The sequence below is a fragment of the Chryseobacterium sp. FR048 genome, assembly GCF_056844665.1.
Window position 1 is genome coordinate 234,637 of record NZ_JBXDSE010000001.1, and the last position, 21,068, is coordinate 255,704.

Consider the following 21,068-nt stretch of genomic DNA (forward strand, 5'->3'; position numbering starts at 1 on the left):
TTTCAAAATTCGATTGGTATAAAATTTTCATTCTTATATCAACGCACTAAATATCAAAATATTATGAAAAATTTACTTTTTAGCATCAGTATTTTTTCTTCCTTAATTGTTAATTCTCAAAGCATTAATTTGGAAGAATTTGCCACCGGATTGACCAGTCCGGTCGAGATTACAAACGCCAATGACAGCCGCCTCTTTGTCGTTCAGCAAAACGGAATTATACGAATTATTCAACCCAATGGGACAATTAATGCCACCCATTTTCTGAATATTTCTTCCAAAATTAATTTTGGCGGCGAAAGAGGACTTCTCGGACTTGCTTTTCATCCACAATACTCTACCAACGGGTATTTTTTTGTGTATTACAATAATCCTTCCGGAAATATTATTGTGGCAAGATACACCGTAAGCTCCACCGATCCCAATGTAGCAGATGCCAATTCTGAAAAAATCCTGTTGAACATCCCCAAACCATTTGCCAATCACAATGGCGGAAGCATTCACTTTGCCCCGGACGGAAAACTGTGGATCATTACAGGAGATGGAGGAAGCGGAGGAGACCCTGGCAATAATGCTCAGAACAAAAATTCACTTTTAGGAAAAATGCTGCGAATCGATGTAAATGCCACTGATCCTACTCCGTATAATATCCCTCCCGACAATCCTTTTGCCGGCTCCGGTGTGGATGGAGCTGATGAAATATGGGCGTATGGACTTAGAAATGCATGGAAATTTTCCTTTGATCTCACTACAGGAAATGCTATAATTGCCGACGTAGGACAGGAAACCATAGAAGAAATCAATAAAATGCCAATCACACAGGCCGGTTTGAATTATGGCTGGCGCTGCTATGAAGGAAACAATGTCTACAATAACAGTACAGGTTGCCCTGCCCAGTCTACGATAACCTTCCCCATCGCCGTCTATGACCATTCCGGAAATAAATGTTCCATCACCGGAGGCTATGTTTACAGAGGCACTCAATATCCGGCTCTTCAGGGAAAATATTTCTTTGCCGATTATTGCTCTACGCAAATCGGAATCCTGGATAACAGCAATACCATAACATGGACCTCGCCCTACACAGGAAACAATTTCTCCACTTTCGGGCAGGATGCACAAAAGGAATTGTATGTGGCAGCAGTGAATAGCGGAAAGATCTTTAAAATTACCACAGGGACCTTAGGGACAGAGGAAAATAATAATTTAGGAAAGATAAACGTTTATCCTAATCCTGCTCACAAAGAGATTTTCATCAAGGGGACTAAAGATAAAAAGGTAACAGCAGAAATCATCAGTATGGAGGGAAGAAAAGTTTTGGAAGCCCGTCAGATCATCGATGGAAAAGGTATTGATATTTCCGGAATACCGGCTGGTGTCTATTTTATCAACATAAAATCCGGCAACCTGAAATCTTACAGTCAGAAAATTGTTGTTAAGTAGAGACTGCCTATTTCAAACGCTAATGGGCGCTAAGTATTTTTAATTTATCACTTGTAAGATCGTTCGCTAAGGCGTTTCACTCAGCCAAGACACCCTTTGCTGAACGAAGTGCCTTTGCGGACGAAAATAATAACTACGCAAGATAGCCTTGCGGACGTTGCGTTTTTTAAATATTCTTACAACCAGAAAATTGTTGTTAAGTAGAAATTGCCTATTTCAAACGCTAATGGGCGCTAAGTGTCTTTAAAAACATTTCCTGTAAGATCGTTCGCTAAGGCGTTGCACTCAACCAAGACACCCTTTGCTGAACGAAGTGCCTTTGCGGACGAAAATAATAACTATGCAAGATAGCCTTGCGGACGTTGCGTTTTTCAAATATTCTTACAACCAGAAAATTGTTGTTAAGTAGAAACTCTTTATTTTAAACGCTAATGAGCACTAAGTATTTTTAATTTATTACTTGTAAGATCGTTCGCTAAGGCGTTGCACTCAGCCAAGACACCCTTTGCTGAACGAAGTGCCTTTGCGGACGAAAATAATAACTATGCAAGATAGCCATGCGGACGTTGCGTTTTTTAAATATTCTTACAACCAGAAAATTGTTGTTAAGTAGAAATTGCCTATTTCAAACGTTAATGTGCGCTAAGTATTTTTTAATTTATCACTTGTAAGATCGTTCGCTAAGGCGTTGCACTCAGCCAAGACACCCTTTGCTGAACGAAATGCCTTTGCGGACGAAAATAATAACTATGCAAGATAGCCTTGCGGACGTTGCGTTTTTTAAATATTCTTACAACCAGAAAATTGTTGTTAAGTAGAGACTGCCTATTTCAAACGCTAGTGGGCGCTAAGTATTTTAACAATACTTCCTATAAGATCGTTCGCAAGGGCGTTACGCTCAGCAGTTTTTATTGCCACGAATGCACGAATTAATCATCTATACGCTTAATTTTAAACTTATATATAAAGAAAATTATTCGTGGCAAAAATAAAAGCGATTCAGTGTTGAATCGCTTTTGTTTTATATCGTCATCGAGAAGATTCTCGTTTCCGGTTTGTTTCTCATCATTCTGAGATCAAAAACCATAGCTACATTCCTTGTGAATGCTCTTCCCGCTTCTGTAATTTTTATTTCATTGCCTCTGATCTCAACCAGACCGTCATTTTCCATCTCTTTCAACATGTCCAATGCATTTTCAAGTTCTGGGAATGAGTTGTTTTCATCGAACGTGGTTTCAAGCTGGCACATCAGATTCAGAATATGTCTTCTCACGATCAGGTCCTCTTCATTCAGAACATGTCCTTTCACTACAGGGATCTGACCTTCTTCTACCATCTTTTGGTATTCTTCCACCGTTTTTACATTCTGGGCAAAAGCATACCATGAATCTGAGATTGCAGACATTCCAAGACCTACCATCAGCTGGGTATTGCTGGAGGTATAACCCATAAAGTTTCTGTGAAGTTTTTTATGAATCAAAGATTGGTACAGATCATCATGTTCTAAAGAAAAATGATCCATTCCTACTTCAATATATCCTAAATCCTGAAGCAGTTTTTTACCATCTTCATACAAACGGCGTTTTTCTTCTCCACTCGGAAGGTCATTTTCATCAAAACCTCTCTGCCCCACTCCTTTTACCCATGGAACATGTGCATAGGAATAGAATGCTAATCTGTCCGGCTTCAGTTCCATTGTTTTTCTGATGGTGTGCTCCATCGCTTCCCAGGTCTGATGCGGAAGACCAAATACTAAATCATGACTGATTCCTCTGTAACCGATTTCCTTCGCCCATTCCGTTACGTTCTTCACATTCTCAAAAGGCTGAATTCTGTTGATCGCTTTCTGTACTTTAGGATCATAATCCTGAACACCGAAACTTACTCTTCTGAAACCAAGATCATATAAGGTCTGAAGGTGTTCCTTTGTTGTATTATTCGGATGTCCCTCGAAAGAAAACTCGGGATGTTCGGCAATTTCTACTGTTTCAAAAATTCCACCTAATAAAGTTTTTAAGTTCTCAGGGGAGAAAAATGTAGGGGTACCGCCACCAAGATGTAATTCTTTCAGTTTCGGTTTTTCATTAAAGAGCTCTAGGTAAAGTTTCCATTCCTTCAGAACGCTTTCCAGATAAGGAACTTCAACGCTGTGTTGCTTTGTAATACGCTTATGACATGCACAGAACGTACATAGCGCCTCACAGAAAGGCAAATGGATATAAATAGAAATCCCCTCCTCTGCATTGGTTTCATGAAAAGACCTGATCACTGTTTCCTTCCATTTCTCCGGTGAGAATGTCGTTTCATCCCAATAAGGAACGGTAGGGTAAGAAGTGTATCGTGGTCCGGGAATATTATACTTATCTATTAAAGAATTCATTTTGAAAAATAAAATTTTATAAGGTGAGGAAATTTAACATTATTAAAATTCCGTCCTACAAAATTAACCATTAGTTATGAATTTTAACCTATGAATTATATTAGGTTCTAGTTTATAATGAGTCTAAATACGCATGATCAATGCCTTTGCTGAATAATGATAATTTCTATGAATGTTATTTAAAATTTTAATTTCACTACCGAAATCTTGCCATTTCCTGCAACAATAACTTTATCGCCATCCATCCATTCGCAAACAAAAAATCCTTTTTCATCAGAAATTTTCTTCCAGGTTTTTCCGAAATCTGAAGAATAACTGATATGCTGATCTCCTACTGCAATGATGTCTTTCCCTTTAGATCCTGGTTTTATTTTTACACAGGTCGTATATCCTGCATTCTGCCCTGAAGCCTGAATCTGCCAGGTTTCACCACCATCGTTGGTGGTTGCAATATTGTTGATATTAGCTGCCTGCTTGGTGTAATCTCCTCCTACGGCAATTCCAAAACGGTCATCATAAAAATCTATGGAATACATCCCCTGAGAAGATTCTCCCTGAATAAACGGCGTGTTGAAAACCTCTATTTTCTCGTTTTTCAAATTCATCTTTACTATTCTTGAGGCTTTTCCACCTGTGGCAATCCATAGATATTTCTGCGTGGAAGAAATATTGGTATTACTGGCTGCAAAAGCGGCTTCCCCTTCATTCAGTCTGAAATCACTTTTAAACATGCTCCATTTTCCATTCCTGTATACAGCCAGCTTCAAGAGGTTATCTTTATCTGCATCACTGAATGTATAAGCCAGTTTGTCATTCACAAAATGCAAGGCATCATAGAAAGCTGTTTTGGCAGTATCTTTAAAAACAATTTGGGAAGTAAGATCCTTCTTATTAATTTTAAAAAACCGGCCGGGGCTTACGATATTGATGGCATAGAAAGACGTTTTATCGTGCCCCAGAGTTCTGAATTCAAGTTTTTCTTCGGACAGCTTTATCTGCTTCTGCTTCTTATAATCTTTAAGGTCCACATACCCGAATTTAGAATCAGATCCGCTATACCAGACTTTATGATCATAGAGTTCAATGGCTCTAATGCTTATTTTATCATTCAAAATCGTTTCTATATTTTCTACCTGCTGAGAAAAGGCATACATTCCCACAGATAAGAACAAAATGCTGAATATTTTTTTCATAGATATTATTATTTAAGAACAAAAAAACCGCCGAAGCGGTTTATATTATTATTAATCGTCCTGATATTTTTCAGGGTTGTTAAGCTTACTGTTTCTTTTACCATAAAGGAAATATACAACTCCTCCTAACAACAACCATGCTCCGGAAAGTTCTTTTGCATGATCACTAAGGTTATAAATCAGATATAGGTTGATCACTACCCCTAGTCCTACTACTACTTTATAAGCAGGAACTTTGAAAGGTCTGATCAAATCCGGTTCTTTCTTTCTCATTACCCAAACCGCAATACAAACCAGAGTAAATGCAAACAGAGTTCCGAAACTCGTCATATCTGCCAAGGTAGAAATTGGGGTAAATGCTGCAATAAATGCTACGATAACTCCCAATAAAATAATTCCTTTGTAAGGTGTTTTTGTTTTCGGGTGAAGTTCTCCAAAGAATCTAGGGATCAAACCGTCTTTTGCCATCCCGATAAAGATTCTGGACTGCCCCATCATCATTACCATAACTACAGAGATCAATCCTACTGTTGCTGCAATTGTTACGACATTACTTGCCCAGTGTTTTCCTGCAATTTCAAAGGCATAGGCTACAGGCGCTTTGATCGCATCTGGATATTTTCCTTCAGGATTAAAGTCTGTATAATGCATCATCCCTGTCAAAACAAGAGATACACAGATATATAAAGCTGTACAGATCAATAATGAAGCGATAATTGCAAAAGGTACGTCCTTCTTAGGATTGATTGCCTCTCCTGCCTGTGTAGAAACGGCATCGAAACCGATATAGGCAAAGAAAATGGCAGCTGCTCCGGAAATAATTCCTTTAATACCATAGGCAGAGACCATATCTCCCTCGGAGTTCTTGATCTTGACAGGATCAGGAATAAAAGGCTTCCAGTTTTTCACTCCATCTACCGCATTGTATAAATCAGTATTGGAAAAAATAATATAAACTCCAGCAATAATTACGAAAATAACCGCAGAAGTTTTCATCAAAACGATCAGGTTATTGGCCCCTGCCGCTTCTTTAGTTCCTTTTACCAATAATGCTGTAATCAATAGCACAAGAATAAATGCTGGCAGGTTCATTGAAAACCCTTCTCCTGTATAGCTTGACGGATCGGATGTAAGATAGGACGGCAGATGAACGCCGAAAATTTTCAAAAATTTGTTAAAATATCCTGACCAGCTCACCGAGACCGCCATACTGGCCATGGCATACTCCAGAATGAGACACCACCCCATCGCCCAGGCAAAGATTTCCCCTACGGTTCCGTATGCATAGGCATAAGCTGAACCTTCTACAGGAATAATTGATGCAAATTCTGCATAACATAATGCTGCAAAAACGCAGGCAATACCTGCTATGATAAAGGAAATGGCAAGTGCAGGACCTGCATGGTAATAGGCTCCTGTTCCTGTAAGAACAAAGATTCCACCTCCAATGATAGCACCTACTCCAATTGCTGTTAAACTCCATTTTCCAAGGACTTTTTTCAGCTCACTTTTCTTCATATCTGCCTCATAGGCACTTAGTGGCTTTTTAACCCAAATTTTCGACATGTTTTTTTATTTATTAAGGATTCACGAAAATATAAAAAATTTAGGAACTCTCACGTTTATCGTTAAACTTTCATCATTTATTTTACATTAATACATCAAAAACACGAACAAGATATTATTTAATTCATTTTAAAAAGTCCATATTTTTGCTTATTTTTGATCGCATGAATTTATATGATCTTTTCGTAAAGCCCTATGAAAACTACAATTCCTTACAAATTGCACTGGAAGCATCAGGTGCTATTTTCGGAATTTTGAGCGTATATTTTTCCATTAAGAAAAATATATGGGTATATCCTACCGGCATTATATCAACACTAATCTATGTATACATCCTTTTCAATGCCGGATTATTAGGAGATTGTCTGATCAATGTATACTACACGGTGATGAGTGTCTATGGTTGGATATTATGGGCCAGAAGCTCTGAAGATCATGTACATGTGGACGTAACCTGGGCCACAAAAAAGGAATGGATCTATGCCAGTATTCTTTTCATATTGAGCTTAGCATTTGTTACCTTTATATATTATTACAAACCTTATATTGACAATCATTTTTCAATGGAAGGAACCAGTCTCGGATTGTATCATCTTGACTGGGCCAATTGGATGGATGTTTTCACCACTTCCATATTTTTAGTAGGAATGTGGTTTATGGCCAAACAGCGCATTGAGAACTGGATTTTCTGGATTATCGGAGATTTTATTTGCATGCCTATGATGATTTTTAAGGGACTTGGTATCACTTCGGTTCAATATTTGGTATTTACTATAATGGCTATCTTAGGATACCTCAATTGGAAAAAAAGTTTTAAAGAAAAAAGTACAATAAAGTCATGAAAAATTTATTTAAAATAGCAGTCAGTATTTTTGCTATTACCAGTTTAACTTCTTGTTTAGCATATACAGACGGATATGCCAATAATGGCTATGGTTATGGTGATCCCTATTATAATAACGGGTATTACTACGCCCCTTCCGGATACTATGGAAGTGGTGGATATTGGGGTAATGACGGCTATTATTACAGAAACGATGTGAATTATTACTATGATAACGGCGCTCCTTATTATTACTACAATTACAATAACACCAGAAGAAAAGTGTATGTAGAAAGAAGATCTTCTACCATCACCACTCAAAGACCAAACAGTGGTTTCCGAGGTAGTGGAGATTCATATAATAATAACAATAACAACAGCGGCGGATTTAATAATAACAGAAATCCCAACAATAATAGCGGATTCAGAAACCCAAACAGTGGTTCCCAAAATAACCAGGGAAATCAGAACAACGGCGGATTCAGGAATCAGAACAGCAGCAGCAATAGTGGATTCAGAAACCAAAGCAGCGGTTACCAGAACAACCAGGGAAGCCAAAACAGCGGTGGATTCAGAAATCAGAACAGCAGCGGTAACAGTGGTTTCAGAAATACTGAAAGTACAAGATCCGAATCATCCGGCGGCTTCAGAAACAGCTCAGGCAGCCAAAGCAGCGAGACCAACAGACAGAGCGGTGGACGAGGCTTTAGATAAAACGATTATAAATAAGGAAACGAACAGTTAACACTGTTCGTTTTTCATTTTAAATATATTAATTTTGCGGCTTCATTTAGACAAAAAAAATATGGAATTTTATAAATATCAGGGAACTGGAAATGATTTTGTAATGGTAGACAACCGTGATCTTCAATTTCCAAAAGACAAAGCAATCATCGAAAAACTATGTGACAGACGTTTCGGAATAGGGGCAGACGGGCTTATTCTCTTGGAAAACGATCCGGACTATGATTTTAAAATGGTTTACTACAATTCTGACGGTGGAGAAAGCACAATGTGCGGAAACGGAGGAAGGTGTCTGGTAGCTTTTGCTTTTTTCCTTGACATTTTTGAAGACAAATGCAAATTCATTGCGATAGATGGAGAGCATGACGCTGAAATTCATAACGGAGTCATCAAACTAAAGATGATCAACGTAGATACGGTTTCTCACGACGGAAACGACTTTGTTCTGAATACAGGATCGCCACATTATGTAAAATATGTAGAAAACTTACAGGATTACCAGGTGTATAATGAAGGATACGGGATCAGAAATTCGGAAAACTATAAGGAAAAAGGGATCAATGTCAACTTTGTGGAAAAAATTTTAGATGATGAGATTTTTGTAAGAACCTATGAACGAGGCGTTGAGGACGAAACTTACAGTTGCGGAACAGGAGTTACAGCTTCTGCTTTAACTTTTCTTCAAAAAGACAATCTAACCTCTGTAAAAGTTAAAACTTTAGGCGGAAATCTTAAAGTATATGCTGAAAAAAGCGGTAATTCTTTCCATAACATCTGGTTGGAAGGACCTGCAAAGCAAGTTTTTAGAGGCAAAACGGATCTTCTTTAAAAACAAAAACTTTTAATCAACATTAATAAGAATGAAAAAAACTATTCTCATTATCATTCTGCTGGTTTTTGTAGTCGCAGGATTTTTTGGTTTGAGATTTTATAATAAATATTTCGGAAATAACGTAGAAAAGGAAGGCTATGTTCTGATTCCTCATAAAGCAGGGTTCAAACAGATCCTCGATTCTATTGCTCCTTATATTAAAGACAAGGAATCTTTTGAAGCGGTAGCAAATGATAAAAATCTTGCTGCTAATTTTAAAGCGGGACGTTACCAGATCAAAAGCGGAACAGGAAATACAGACCTTGTCAATATGATCAAAGCGGGAAATCAGGCTGCCAATTCTTTCAGAATCGGAGATTTTGGAGATATGTACCAGATGATCGGTAAAGTGAGCAAAAAAACAGAACTGGATTCTTTACATTTTGTGAATGATCTGGATGTTGTTGCTCAGGAGAAAGGCTATAAAAGTGTTGAAGATTTAAAGAAATATTTTTTTATTGATACCTATAATTTTTTCTGGACGGTAAGCCCGAGAGAATTTTTTGCAAAATTTGAGAATCAGTACAATGATTTCTGGACCAGCGAAAGAAAAAAAGAAGAACAGCAGTCTGGTCTTACAAGAGATCAGATCTATGCACTGGCTTCTATTGTTTATAAAGAATCAGGAGGTAAAAAAGATGAAATGAAGACCATTGCTGGCCTGTATCTGAACCGTTACAGAAAAGGAATGAAGCTTCAGTCTGATCCTACCGTGATCTATGCGATCAATAAGCAGACTAATTTTAAAGAACAAATCAAAAGAGTATTTTACAAACATCTTTCTACACCATCTCCATACAATACCTATGCAAATGCCGGGATTCCTCCGGGACCTATCTGCGTGGTAGACAAAAATTCGGTAGATGCTGTTTTGAATGCAGAAAACAACAATTATATATTCATGTGTGCCGATCCTGCAAGATTTGGTTATCACAAGTTTACGGCAAGTGCGGAAGAGCACGCTGTGAATGCAAAAGCTTATCAGGACTGGCTCAACTCAAAGAATATAAAATAGACCTGGCAGGCACCTAAAATTTTATACAGCTAAAAAACAATAAACAGATCATAATATTTTGAAAATCAAATTGATATGGATATTCAAAATATTAAGGGTTATCCTTTCACGATTTTATACAAAAAAATAACCTATGAAGAATAAGACAGAAATTGTCAATATTTTCACAAGAAAAACTTTAGGACTTACCTTAGTACTTTCGGCAGCAGCTATGGCGTTTGCACAGGAAAAAGCAGGCGTTTCAGGAACTATTGTCAATAAAAAGAACCAACCGGTTCCTTATGCTTCCGTAACTTTCAGCAATAAGGCTAACTCTACTTTGAGCGATGCCGTACTTACGGATGAAAAAGGACAGTACAAACTTCAGCTTGCTCCCGGAAATTATGACATTACCGTAGAAGCGATTGACTACAAGAAAAGTGTAATCAACAAAAATATCGCAGCAGCAGGCAATATTGGAGCATTGTCTATAGAACCGGAAGCAACAACCACTATCGATGGAAAAACCAAAGAGATCCAGGGCGTTGTTATTACTGCATCTGCAGCAAAACCTTATAAAGTAGAACTCGATAAAAAAACATATGATCCTTCACAGGACATTGTCAGCAAAGGAGGAAGCCTTCAGGATGTTTTAACGAATGTTCCCTCGGTTTCTGTAGATACAGACGGAACGGTTTCTATGAGAGGAAGTACGAATGTAAAATTCCTGATCAACGGAAAACCTTCTGCCCTTTTAGGAATTGATGACGGAGCCAATGCCTTGCAGAGTATTCCGGCAGATCAGATCGAAAGAATCGAAGTGATCACCAATCCTTCTTCAAAATTTGAGGCCAGCGGAACTTCCGGTATTTTGAATATTATTCTTAAAAAGAGCAAAAAAATAGGCTTCAACGGTAGCGTTGTAGGTACACTGGGATATTTCCCAAGAACCTCTCTTAATACCAACTTAAGCTGGAGAAAAAACAACTGGACATGGTTTCTGAACGGAGGCGGTGGTTACACAGAAAATAAGACTAAGAATAATTCTGAAACCACTTACAACAGTATTAATTTCCCAACTATTGTAAAAGGTCAGCAGCCTAAAGATGTTCTTCTTCATCAGCTGCAAAATTCCACCAATAAAACTTATAATAAAAACTATAATGTAAGTGCCGGTTTTGTACACGACCTGTCTGACAGGACCTCGATCAATTTGACAGGATTGGTAAGAACTTTTGAAGGGGACGGGAATGAACTTCTGAATACGGAAGATAGTTTTTACAGATTTTCTAAAGATACATCAGATCCGACCGGACTTACCGGGACATGGAATTTATTGAATCCTTTCGGGGTGAGAGATTCTAAGAGTGTCTTCAATAACCTTGCATTCCAGGGGGATATAGGATTGGATCACAAGTTTGATGACAAAGGTCAGAATTTATCCGTATCATTGAGTTTACAACGAAACAGAAGTAACAACAATGCGGACATTCTGGAAACCAATGACCTTCTGCCTGATGTACATGATGTAACCAGAAGATATTCTGTAAGTAAAACTGTTATCGGAAAAGCAGACTATGAATTGCCAATAGGTGAACAATCCAAATTGGAGGCAGGATACAGATTAGACATCAATGACAACAGGTATGATAATACGGTAAGCAGTACTTCAAACAATCCTTTTATTGCTGATTTTAATAATAATACCAATTACAAGGAAATGTTCAATGCCTTCTATGTACAGTTTAAGAGTAAAATCGGAAACTTTGCCTATCAGTTAGGGTTAAGGGATGAACTTTCGAATGTTAAGATCAATTACATCAGTCAAAACACAGCGAAACCTCCATTGAATCAAACTAAGAATTACAACAATATCTTTCCGAGTGTTTTCTTAAGCTATGATGTATCCAAGAATAATCAGATTTTGGTTAACTATTCCAGAAGAATAGACAGACCAAGATCATTCTTTATGGTTCCTTTCCCTAATTACAGCAACAGTCAGAATATTTTCGAAGGGAATATTGAACTGAATCCTTCTTATGTAGACTCTTTCGAGGTAGGTTACAACATTACTAAAAAGAAATTTACTGTAAACCCTACTCTATACTACAGACATGCAACGGATGATACCAAAATGCTGGTATACAGACCCGATGAAAGTCTGAGTGTTTTCTATACAAAACCTATCAACCTTGGGAATGATGACCGTTATGGTTTAGACCTTAACTTCACGTATGATCCTTTCGCATGGTTTAAAATAATGGGTAGCCTGGATATGTTCGGATACAAAACGAGCGGAATTGCTTATTATGATGCCAGAGATAAAGATGGTAATGCCAAAGTGGGCAATATGAATTTTACCGGAAGCGGTTTTTCTACCAGAGCACGTCTAAACACAACTTTCAGGCTTGATAAAACGCTAAGTGTACAACTACAGGGATTCTATAGAGGCGCTCAGAAATCAGCCAATCAGAATACGGAAGATATGTATGCTTTAAATTTTGGGGCTTCCAAAACCATCTGGAAAGGAGACGGAACGATTTCTTTCAACATCCAGGATATTTTCAATACAAGAAGCAGAGAGGTATACAGCTTCAACAGCGACTATACCCGCCGAAATTATATGCAATGGCAGCCAAGGCAGTTTTCTATTTCATTAACCTACCGATTTAAGCAAGGTGAAAAAATAGAACCGCCTAAGAAGAAAAAAGACATTAATTCTAATGCTGCGGGCGACGAACAACAAGGTGGCCCAATGTAATACAAAAAATCCCGAAAAGTACTTTTCGGGATTTTTCTTGTTTTTATTTTACAGATTCTGCTGAGTATTTTTCTTTTTCAGCTTCGTAAATTCTTCTTCTCAGGTCGCTGGTGGAAAACCTGTGGTCTCTTTTGTTGTAAAAGATTTCGATCCCTTTTTCTTCACAATATTGCTTACCTGTAAAGTCTCTGTCCATATAATCGTCCCCAATGATTCTTACATCAATAACGAACGATTTTAATATATCAAGCAGATCTTCTTCCGTATAATAAGGAATGATCTCGTCTACAGCATTCACAGCCTTCAACTGGATGTATCGCTCAACGATGGTCTGGCTTGGTTTATTTTTATTGGGACGGTCGTGGGACGGGTCGATCTGAAGTCCTACGATTAAATAATCGCATACTGTTTTTGCTTCTTCAAGCATTTTGATGTGCCCTGCGTGCAATAAGTCAAATGAGGAAAATGTAATACCTATTCTTTGTGTCTTCATATTAATTTAAAATTAATTAAAACTTCGCTGAAATGAATGTTCTTTTAAATGGATAAAAGACCGGTGATTCAGGGAAGATATTTTGTAATTCGTTTTTATAGTCGTTTTTAAATTGCTCTTTCATCTCATCCGGAAGTTTTTCTATGTAGGGAAGCATAGCGGTTCCTGAAGCCCAGGTGAATACTGCCTCAGCATTTTCAAGAACATGTGGAAATACTTTTTCAAATACGGTGATTTCCCTTCCTTTATGATCAAATAAAATCTTTGCGTACTCTTCTATGGTGAGAACGGGAGATTCTCTTTCCCAGGAATTGTAAGCAGTTTTATAAGGCTCTGTTCCTGCAATCTTTCTCAGCAGCGCATGCACTACATAGTCATGATTAGACGGAATCTGAACAGCCAGCTGTCCTCCATCTTTAATCTTACTGATGATTCTCGGAAAAATTTCTTTATGATTGCTGCACCATTGGATGGCTGCATTGGAAATTACCAGATCATAGGTATCCCCCAGGTGAAGCTGTTCTTCAATACTTCTTTTTTCAAAGGTCAGCCTGCTTGTTTTATATTGAGCAGCCTTGGCAAGCATTTCTTCAGAAGAATCAATTCCCAGCACTTTAGAGTCTTCCAGATAGTCTAAAAGCTTAGAAGTAAGTTCTCCTGTTCCGCAGCCCAGGTCTATAACGGATAAATCGGTTTTAGATTCAACCAGTTTCAGCAAATCAAAGAAAGGTGCAGAGCGTTCTTCTTTAAACCGGTCATATACTTCTGGATTCCAAGCCATATTTTGTTATTTTATGAGTTTCTGGTATTCAAATATTTCTGCCATTCCCAAACTGTTCTTAAAGACTCTTCCAGTGAAGTTTCAGACTTCCAGTGAAGTTCTTTTTCTGCTTTTTGAGGGTCGGCATAGGCAATGGTAATATCGCCTTCTCTTCTGGCGCAAATCTGATAAGGCACCTCAACGCCGTTGGCTTTTTCAAATGCTTTTACCACTTCCAATACGGATGAACCGTTACCTGTTCCCAGATTGTATATATCAATCACAGTTTCTACAGATGAGTCATCCATCAGTTTCTTTAATGCTGCAACATGGGCTTTTGCCAGGTCAACAACATAAATATAATCGCGGATCGGGGTTCCATCTTCTGTGTCATAGTCATTCCCCCATATGCTTAATTTTTCACGGATTCCTGCCGCCGTTTGCATCACGTAAGGTACTAAATTATTAGGAATTCCTGACGGCAATTCTCCAATTTTTGCAGACGGATGGGCTCCGATAGGATTGAAATATCTCAACAATGATATTTTTCGGTGATAGGCTTTTGCAAAATCGATCAGAATCTCTTCACCCATCTGTTTTGTTTTCCCATATACACTTTCAGGCATCTTCAAAGGGGCATTTTCATTAATCGGCATCACCTCAGCCTGCCCATATACGGTACAGGATGAACTGAAAATAAAATTAGAAATCTCTCTTGCTTTAAATTCCTGAAGGATATTGATCAGCGAAAACAAATTGTTTTCATAGTAGTCTACAGGTTTTACCTGGCTCTCTCCTACTGCCTTAGATGCAGCAAAATTGATACAACCATCAATAGAATGAGCATCAAAAACCTGGGTAAGAAGTTCCTTTCTTCTTAGGTCAAAAGGATAAAAAACCGGTTTTTTGCCTGTAATTTCCTCAATATTATTTAAAATAAACCTCTCTGAGTTGGACAGATCATCTACAATAACCACTTCAAAGCCGCTATTGAGAAGTTCTACTACAGTGTGGGAACCAATGTATCCAAGTCCTCCGGTAACAAGTATTGCCATTTTTATTTTTTAATCTTCGTGTTTTCCTATATTTTCTATTTCGTTCTTTACTGGATTATGTTTAAAATAATTTATCAGTATAACGGGGCCTACTACGCATAATATATTCATTAATATAAAAGGGAATAAATATGTAGTAGGAATTGTATTTTTTTGATACCTAACACTAAAAATTATTACATGAAATATAAGCATTAAGAATAAAGAAATATTTAGATAAAGAAACATTTTTCTTGATTCTTGAAAAATACTCACCAATGTAATAGTTAATAGTGGAAATATTAAAAAGTATAATACATAAATGATCATTTTAAATGTATTATACTCTTCTTTTAATCCGTAACCTCTTAAAAAAATATTAAATATATTATATGCAAAAAATACTATCCAGCAAAGGACAAAAATAATTGCAAAGAAATATGCAAACTTATGCTTTAATATTCTTTCTTCGTGAAGCATGATTTATCCCATAAACTCAAGCACTGCATCTGTAATATACTTCAGCTGCTCTTCGTCTAATTCTGTATGCATCGGTAAAGAAATTACCTGATCCAAAAGTTTATCGGTATTCACAAAGTCAGCTGCATTGCTTTCCTGGAAGTATGCTTTCTGCTTTCTCAGTGCTACCGGATAGTAGATCATTGCAGGAATTTCTTTTTCTGTTAAAAACTTCTGAAGCTCATTACGCTTACCGTTCAGAATTCTTAAAGTATACTGATGGAATACGTGTGTAGAGTTCTCAGCTCTTTTTGGAGTAAGGATATTAGGGTTTCCCTGGAAAGCTTCGTCATAAAAATCTGCAGCTCTTCTTCTTGCTTCGTTGTAAGAATCAAGGTGAGGCAATTTTTTTCTTAAAACAGCAGCCTGAATACTATCCAGACGGGAGTTTACCCCTACTTCATCATGATAGTATCTTTCGTACATACCGTGGTTTACAATTCCTCTTAAACGGTGTGCCAGCTCGTCATTGTTGGTAAAGATAGCTCCACCATCTCCGTAGCACCCAAGGTTTTTTGAAGGGAAGAAAGACGTTGTTCCTACAGTAGCCATTGTTCCTGCCTGCTTTACCGTTCCGTCAGAGAATGTATATTCTGAACCGATGGCCTGAGCATTGTCTTCAATAACGTATAAATTGTGCTCTTCAGCAATTTTCAAAATTTCTTCCATATTGGCACACTGTCCGAAAATGTGTACCGGAATAATTGCTTTTGTTCTTGGCGTAATTGCTTTTTTAATCTGTTCTGTAGAAATAGTGAATGTATCATAATCAACATCTACCAATACAGATTTTAATTTAAGAAGGTGAATTACCTCTACTGTAGCCGCAAAGGTAAAATCTGCAGTGATGATTTCATCTCCTTCTTTCAGATCCAATGCCATCAGGGCAATCTGTAATGCATCTGTTCCATTAGCACACGGAATCACATGTTTTACTTCTAAATAAGACTCCAATTCATTCTGGAAAGACTTTACTTCAGGACCGTTGATGAATGCCGCCGAATCCATTACATTTAAAACCGCATTGTCTACATCATTCTTTATTTTGTAATACTGACTTTGCAAGTCAACCATCTGAATTTTTTTCATATAACAAATATTTCTGTAAAAATAAGGATTTTAATATCCTATCAAAAATTTTATTGATTTTGTTTTTATCTTTATACAAATTAATCTCATGAAAAAACTTTTACTCTTTTGTTCCCTAGCAGGTTACCTCAGTGTATCGGCACAAACTGAACTTGTTTTTGTCTATTTCACCGACAAGCCTAATAAAGCAGCGTTCTATGCCAATCCGCTTTCTGAGCTTTCCCAAAAGTCACTCGACAGGCGTACCGCACTGGGAATTTCTCTTAATGACCAGGATGCTCCTATTGAACAGTCTTATCTTCAGAATCTCCAGAATTTAGGTTTTACGGTTACGGATTATTCCAAATGGCTTAATGGGGCTGCAGTAAATGCCACACCTGAACAGAAAATACTTCTGCAGACAAAACCTTTTGTGCTTTCTGTGGAAAGTTTTGCCAGAAACGGCAACTCAACCGGAGTGAAAACTGCCCCAATAAAATGGAATGACAATGCAACCTTTCATAAAACACTTACCAATTTCAATTATGGTTCTGGAAGTTCCCAGATAGACCAGGTCAATATACGACCGCTGCATCTCGCCGGATATACAGGAACCGGCATCTCTATTGCAGTTATTGACGCAGGATTCCCTACCGTAAATACCGGGGCAGCATTTTCAAGATTGTGGAGTAATAACCATATAAAAGCCTCTTACGATTTCGTTACCAAAACCGGAGACATCTACAATACTTCTCTGAGCCCTCACGGGGCTGTAGTACTTGGAGCTATAGGAGGTTATCTGGAAAATACTTTTGTGGGAGCAGCACCTGATGCCGACTTCTACCTTTATCGTAGTGAAAATGCAGCCGTTGAGATTCCCGAAGAAGAACTTTACTGGATTGAAGCAGCCGAAGAAGCCGACAGAAAAGGGGTTGACATTATCACCTCCTCTCTGGGATATAGTGTTTTTGATGATACCCGGTACAATTATACTTATGCCAATATGAACGGAAGTACGTCCTTCATTGCACGGGGAGCCGGAATTGCTGCCGACAAAGGAATATTTGTTCTTGCTGCTGCCGGAAATTCAGGGACTCAGCCGTGGCATTATCTTACAACCCCGTCAGACAATGCTAAAGTTTTTTCAATAGGCTCCGTAGATTCAGCAGGAAATGCTTCAGATTTCTCCTCTTACGGACCTAATGCTCTGGGAGTGGTAAAACCTGACGGAAGCGCGCAGGGAACTGGTACAACAACAGTGTATGACGGTGCAACTCTCATTGTGAACGGAACTTCCATCTCTACTCCTATTGCTGCAGGAGGCGTAGCATGCTTTATCCAGGCCTTCCCAATGATGAACAGGGAACAAATCAGAACCAGACTGAGACAGACAGCTTCTCTTTATCCTAATCATACTGACCAGATGGGATATGGCATTCTCAATTTCGGAAATGTCTATAATGCTGTACTTAACACTTCTGAAACTGTGAAAAAAGAAAAATTGGCTGTATTCCCGAATCCAGTTAAAAACATTCTGAATATCGTATCAGAAAGTGATGTACAGACTTTGGAAATCTATGATAATCTGGGAAGGCTGATCAGGAAAAACAGCAATCAGAAGGCTGTAAAAGTTGATGATTTTGCAAAAGGCATCTATTATCTGAAAATTCGGACGAAGGATAAAGTCTATTATGAAAAGGTGATCAAGGAATAAACCACAAATGACACCCATTTTCTTCACAAATATCACAAATTTGATCAATAAAAACGGGCTGAAGCCCGTTTTTATTGATGTTTGCTAAGCTGAATTTCGGCTCGCATTGATATTTCCAAAGAGTGATCTTGTCACCAGCTTTTCGTAAGCTTCTTTATTTCCTTCTCCTTTCTGAATTTTCATCAGGGCATATTGTTGAATGCTCAATAACGGAAGTACAATTTTTTCACGGATCTTCACCGATTTTCTGGATAGCGGATCTTCTTCCTGAAGCATTTTAAATCCTGTCAGTTCCAGCATTATTTCTCTTGAAAGCTCATATTCACTGAAAAGAACATTCCAGAATGCTCCGAATTTCGGATTGTTTTTAATATAATACGTCAAAGGGAAGTAAGACTTATTCATACTCATCATGGAGTTCAGAACTAAAGTTTTAAAGAAATCTGAGCCTTTATACAATTCTCTTACCTCTTCAAATCTTCCCTGCTCTTTCATTTTTTGCATGGCATATCCGAAACCGAAGAAACCGGGTACATTTTGTTTTAGCTGTGACCATGATCCCACAAACGGAATCGCTCTCAGATCCTCAAATTTCAGCTCGCTACCGTTTCCTCTCTTCGATGGGCGGCTTCCGATATTGGTTTTCCCATAATATTCCAGGGTACTCATTTCCTGAAGATAAGGAACAAACATCGGATGGGCTTTCAGATCTGAATACTTCTGATAGCTGATATTGGCCAATTCAATAATCAAAGCTCTTTCTTTTTCTGTAAGTTCTTTTTTGGCATTTTTAAAGACATCATTTTCTACTCCGGCCGTCAGAAGCTGTTCAAAATTGTATTTCGCCTGCTCTTTGTTCCCGAAGATACTGGTAATCGTCTGCCCCTGAATTGTCAGTTCTATTTTATTATTTGCAATTGTTTTTCCTTGTGATGCGTAGAAATCGTGGGTTTTCCCTCCTCCTCTCGCTGGCGGACCTCCTCTGCCATCGAAAAATACTACTTTGATATTACTCTCCTCGGAAAGTTTCGTCAGTACTTCTTTGGCTTTATAAATCTCCCAGTTGGCTTTCAAATAACCTCCATCTTTGGTTCCGTCAGAGAAACCTAGCATAATGGTCTGCTGATTTCCTCTTCTTTCCAGATGTTTTTTGTAGACCGGATTCTGATACAGTTCGTTCATCACCTGTTCCGCATTGGCGAGCCCTTCCATTGTTTCAAAAAGCGGAACAATATCCATATTGATCTCTTCATCCTGATAGCCGCAGATCTTGAAAAACGCATATACATTCATAACGTCTTTCACCGCATCGGAATTGGAAATAATATAACGGTTCATTCCTCTCAGACCATTCAGCTTCTGAATTTCGGATACTTGGGAAACTGTCAGTAAAGTATCTTTTACAATATCCTCAAAATCTGCTGCATTTACCTTATCGGAAATCCGGATAAGCTTATTGAATTTCTGTTCGTTGTCTGTGTCTTCATTCCCATATACTTTTGCAAAGACCTCATCAATTACTTTCTGATGAATTCTGCTGTCCTGGCGGATGTCCAGCGTTGCAAAGTGGGTTCCAAAAATTTTGACACGGTCTCTGAAATTCACCAGAAGGTCCAGGAACAGGGAATTGTGTTCACTGATCAATATTTTTTCAGCTTCATCGGTTTTCTTCAAAATAGCTTCCGATGTAATGCTTTTACCATCAAAAATGGCAGCATACAGCTCTTCACTCAGCTGAGTCAGCACCTCTGAAACTCCTCTGAAGCTCAATCTTCTTCGGATGAACTTCAAATGACTGTAATAAGATTTCAGAATGGCCGAACGAAGTTCTTCTGCTACTCTTTTGGTAACATCTGCCGTTACAAACGGGTTTCCATCTCTGTCTCCTCCCGGCCAGAATCCTAGCTGGATAATATCTTCATGCAGGTGAAAATGTCCGTTTCCGAAAGTCTTTTTAATTTTCGTAAATAGCTCACCGATGGTGTCGTAATAGACATATCTCAGGTATGAAATAATACTCAAAGCCTCATCAATAGGCGTTGGTTTTTCCTTATTCACAAAAGGAGTTTTTCCCAACTGCTGCAGAAGTGTATCGATCTGCGTTACAGAATCACTGGTAATGGCTCCTCTCAGATCCTGAATGATTCTCTGCACCGAACTTGGATAAAACTGGGTAGGGTGTGCTGTGAACACCACTTTTACACTGAAATCCTTTAATTTCTCACGTACTTTCTCGATTTTATGATCCTGAAGGGAACGTTCAAAAAGATTGGTAACGGTTCCACTGTCACTTTCGGAGTGGAGATTCGGGAACGCAGCATCTTCAATACTATCAAACAAAACCACCTGTCTTTCTATATACTGAATGATCTTAAAAAGCAGTTCAAGTTTCTGTTCTTCCGTTTTAAGATCCGTATGATTTTTAAAAAATTCTTCTACGATCTCTTCAGGGGTTTTCCCTGCATCATAGCCGGTTCTGCTTTCTTCATAGAGAAATGGGAGAAGCATACCGATATTCGTCATTTTATCATAAGGCAGGCTCATAAATAATGAATTGTAGATCTGGAACTTATTTTCCACAATCTGCCTGAATTTTTCTGCGCGTTGGTCGTGTATCATAATAACAAATGTAAGTGATTTTGGAATTAGTTGAATTGACAAATGACAAAAATTAAGGGATAAAAAGCAAAAAAATGATATTAAAT

The 21,068-nt window shown here is 38.1% G+C and carries 15 protein-coding genes; 7 read left to right on the top strand and 8 right to left on the bottom strand.

The window, feature by feature from the left end; genetic code table 11:
* Nucleotides 1-63 precede the first annotated feature (63 nt).
* Nucleotides 64-1,443, top strand: coding sequence for a PQQ-dependent sugar dehydrogenase (locus tag AC106K_RS01040; protein WP_482442950.1), 1,380 nt, complete (start codon nt 64-66; stop codon nt 1,441-1,443).
* Nucleotides 1,444-2,464: 1,021 nt separating this feature from the next.
* On the opposite strand, the gene hemN is transcribed toward AC106K_RS01040, so the two are convergent.
* The 3 genes from hemN to AC106K_RS01055 form a co-directional block, all read right to left on the bottom strand.
* Nucleotides 2,465-3,823, bottom strand: a complete 1,359-nt coding sequence (gene hemN / locus AC106K_RS01045) for an oxygen-independent coproporphyrinogen III oxidase (RefSeq protein WP_482442951.1) — start codon at nt 3,821-3,823, stop codon at nt 2,465-2,467.
* A gap of 179 nt (nt 3,824-4,002) precedes the next feature.
* Complete coding sequence (locus AC106K_RS01050; protein WP_482442953.1) at nt 4,003-5,016, bottom strand: WD40/YVTN/BNR-like repeat-containing protein; 1,014 nt, start codon at nt 5,014-5,016, stop codon at nt 4,003-4,005.
* Nucleotides 5,017-5,067: 51 nt separating this feature from the next.
* Nucleotides 5,068-6,582, bottom strand: a complete 1,515-nt coding sequence (locus tag AC106K_RS01055) for an amino acid permease (protein WP_482442954.1) — start codon at nt 6,580-6,582, stop codon at nt 5,068-5,070.
* 164 nt (nt 6,583-6,746) lie between these two features.
* Here AC106K_RS01055 and pnuC point away from each other — a divergent pair, with 164 nt between their 5' ends.
* The 5 genes from pnuC (at nt 6,747) to AC106K_RS01080 (ending at nt 12,775) form a co-directional block, all read left to right on the top strand.
* Entirely contained in the window at nt 6,747-7,424 is a 678-nt protein-coding gene (gene pnuC, locus AC106K_RS01060) for a nicotinamide riboside transporter PnuC (protein ID WP_482442955.1), read from the top strand.
* Entirely contained in the window at nt 7,421-8,119 is a 699-nt protein-coding gene (locus AC106K_RS01065; RefSeq protein WP_482442957.1) for a hypothetical protein, read from the top strand. The genes pnuC and AC106K_RS01065 overlap by 4 nt, the downstream gene beginning before the upstream one ends.
* A gap of 91 nt (nt 8,120-8,210) precedes the next feature.
* A complete protein-coding gene (gene dapF / locus AC106K_RS01070; RefSeq protein ID WP_482442959.1) occupies nt 8,211-8,978 on the top strand; it encodes a diaminopimelate epimerase in 768 nt (255 codons plus the stop codon).
* 31 nt (nt 8,979-9,009) lie between these two features.
* Complete coding sequence (mltG, locus tag AC106K_RS01075) at nt 9,010-10,035, top strand: endolytic transglycosylase MltG (protein ID WP_482442960.1); 1,026 nt, start codon at nt 9,010-9,012, stop codon at nt 10,033-10,035.
* Nucleotides 10,036-10,168: 133 nt separating this feature from the next.
* Nucleotides 10,169-12,775, top strand: a complete 2,607-nt coding sequence (locus tag AC106K_RS01080; RefSeq protein ID WP_482442962.1) for a TonB-dependent receptor domain-containing protein — start codon at nt 10,169-10,171, stop codon at nt 12,773-12,775.
* 43 nt (nt 12,776-12,818) lie between these two features.
* On the opposite strand, the gene AC106K_RS01085 is transcribed toward AC106K_RS01080, so the two are convergent.
* The 4 genes from AC106K_RS01085 to AC106K_RS01100 form a co-directional block, all read right to left on the bottom strand.
* Entirely contained in the window at nt 12,819-13,268 is a 450-nt protein-coding gene (locus AC106K_RS01085; RefSeq protein WP_482442964.1) for an adenylyltransferase/cytidyltransferase family protein, read from the bottom strand.
* A 16-nt stretch (nt 13,269-13,284) separates the two neighbouring features.
* Complete coding sequence (locus AC106K_RS01090) at nt 13,285-14,049, bottom strand: methyltransferase domain-containing protein (protein ID WP_482442966.1); 765 nt, start codon at nt 14,047-14,049, stop codon at nt 13,285-13,287.
* An 11-nt stretch (nt 14,050-14,060) separates the two neighbouring features.
* The gene (galE, locus tag AC106K_RS01095; RefSeq protein ID WP_482442967.1) at nt 14,061-15,083 is read right to left on the bottom strand and encodes a UDP-glucose 4-epimerase GalE; all 1,023 of its coding nucleotides are present in this window, start codon (nt 15,081-15,083) and stop codon (nt 14,061-14,063) included.
* Nucleotides 15,084-15,545: 462 nt separating this feature from the next.
* Nucleotides 15,546-16,670 (bottom strand): DegT/DnrJ/EryC1/StrS family aminotransferase, encoded by a 1,125-nt coding sequence (locus AC106K_RS01100; protein WP_482442968.1) that lies wholly within the window; start codon nt 16,668-16,670, stop codon nt 15,546-15,548.
* Between the two features lie 88 nt (nt 16,671-16,758).
* Between AC106K_RS01100 and AC106K_RS01105 the strand changes: the two genes are divergently transcribed.
* Entirely contained in the window at nt 16,759-18,363 is a 1,605-nt protein-coding gene (locus AC106K_RS01105; protein ID WP_482442969.1) for a S8 family peptidase, read from the top strand.
* A gap of 84 nt (nt 18,364-18,447) precedes the next feature.
* Here the strand turns inward: AC106K_RS01105 and AC106K_RS01110 are convergent, their stop codons facing one another.
* Nucleotides 18,448-20,982: a phosphoenolpyruvate carboxylase gene (locus AC106K_RS01110; protein WP_482442970.1), complete on the bottom strand. Its 2,535-nt coding sequence runs from the start codon at nt 20,980-20,982 to the stop codon at nt 18,448-18,450.
* Between the last annotated feature and the right edge of the window lie 86 nt (nt 20,983-21,068).

Excerpts from the sequence above, each read along its gene's own strand:
- galE (WP_482442967.1), bottom strand. The coding sequence starts at position 15,083 with ATGGCAATACTTGTTACCGGAGGACTTGGATACATTGGTTCCCACACT.
- AC106K_RS01065 (WP_482442957.1), top strand. The coding sequence starts at position 7,421 with ATGAAAAATTTATTTAAAATAGCAGTCAGTATTTTTGCTATTACCAGT.
- hemN (WP_482442951.1), bottom strand. The coding sequence starts at position 3,823 with ATGAATTCTTTAATAGATAAGTATAATATTCCCGGACCACGATACACT.
- pnuC (WP_482442955.1), top strand. The coding sequence starts at position 6,747 with ATGAATTTATATGATCTTTTCGTAAAGCCCTATGAAAACTACAATTCC.
- AC106K_RS01080 (WP_482442962.1), top strand. The coding sequence starts at position 10,169 with ATGAAGAATAAGACAGAAATTGTCAATATTTTCACAAGAAAAACTTTA.
- AC106K_RS01090 (WP_482442966.1), bottom strand. The coding sequence starts at position 14,049 with ATGGCTTGGAATCCAGAAGTATATGACCGGTTTAAAGAAGAACGCTCT.
- mltG (WP_482442960.1), top strand. The coding sequence starts at position 9,010 with ATGAAAAAAACTATTCTCATTATCATTCTGCTGGTTTTTGTAGTCGCA.
- AC106K_RS01040 (WP_482442950.1), top strand. The coding sequence starts at position 64 with ATGAAAAATTTACTTTTTAGCATCAGTATTTTTTCTTCCTTAATTGTT.
- dapF (WP_482442959.1), top strand. The coding sequence starts at position 8,211 with ATGGAATTTTATAAATATCAGGGAACTGGAAATGATTTTGTAATGGTA.
- AC106K_RS01050 (WP_482442953.1), bottom strand. The coding sequence starts at position 5,016 with ATGAAAAAAATATTCAGCATTTTGTTCTTATCTGTGGGAATGTATGCC.
- AC106K_RS01085 (WP_482442964.1), bottom strand. The coding sequence starts at position 13,268 with ATGAAGACACAAAGAATAGGTATTACATTTTCCTCATTTGACTTATTG.
- AC106K_RS01055 (WP_482442954.1), bottom strand. The coding sequence starts at position 6,582 with ATGTCGAAAATTTGGGTTAAAAAGCCACTAAGTGCCTATGAGGCAGAT.
- AC106K_RS01105 (WP_482442969.1), top strand. The coding sequence starts at position 16,759 with ATGAAAAAACTTTTACTCTTTTGTTCCCTAGCAGGTTACCTCAGTGTA.
- AC106K_RS01100 (WP_482442968.1), bottom strand. The coding sequence starts at position 16,670 with ATGAAAAAAATTCAGATGGTTGACTTGCAAAGTCAGTATTACAAAATA.
- AC106K_RS01110 (WP_482442970.1), bottom strand. The coding sequence starts at position 20,982 with ATGATACACGACCAACGCGCAGAAAAATTCAGGCAGATTGTGGAAAAT.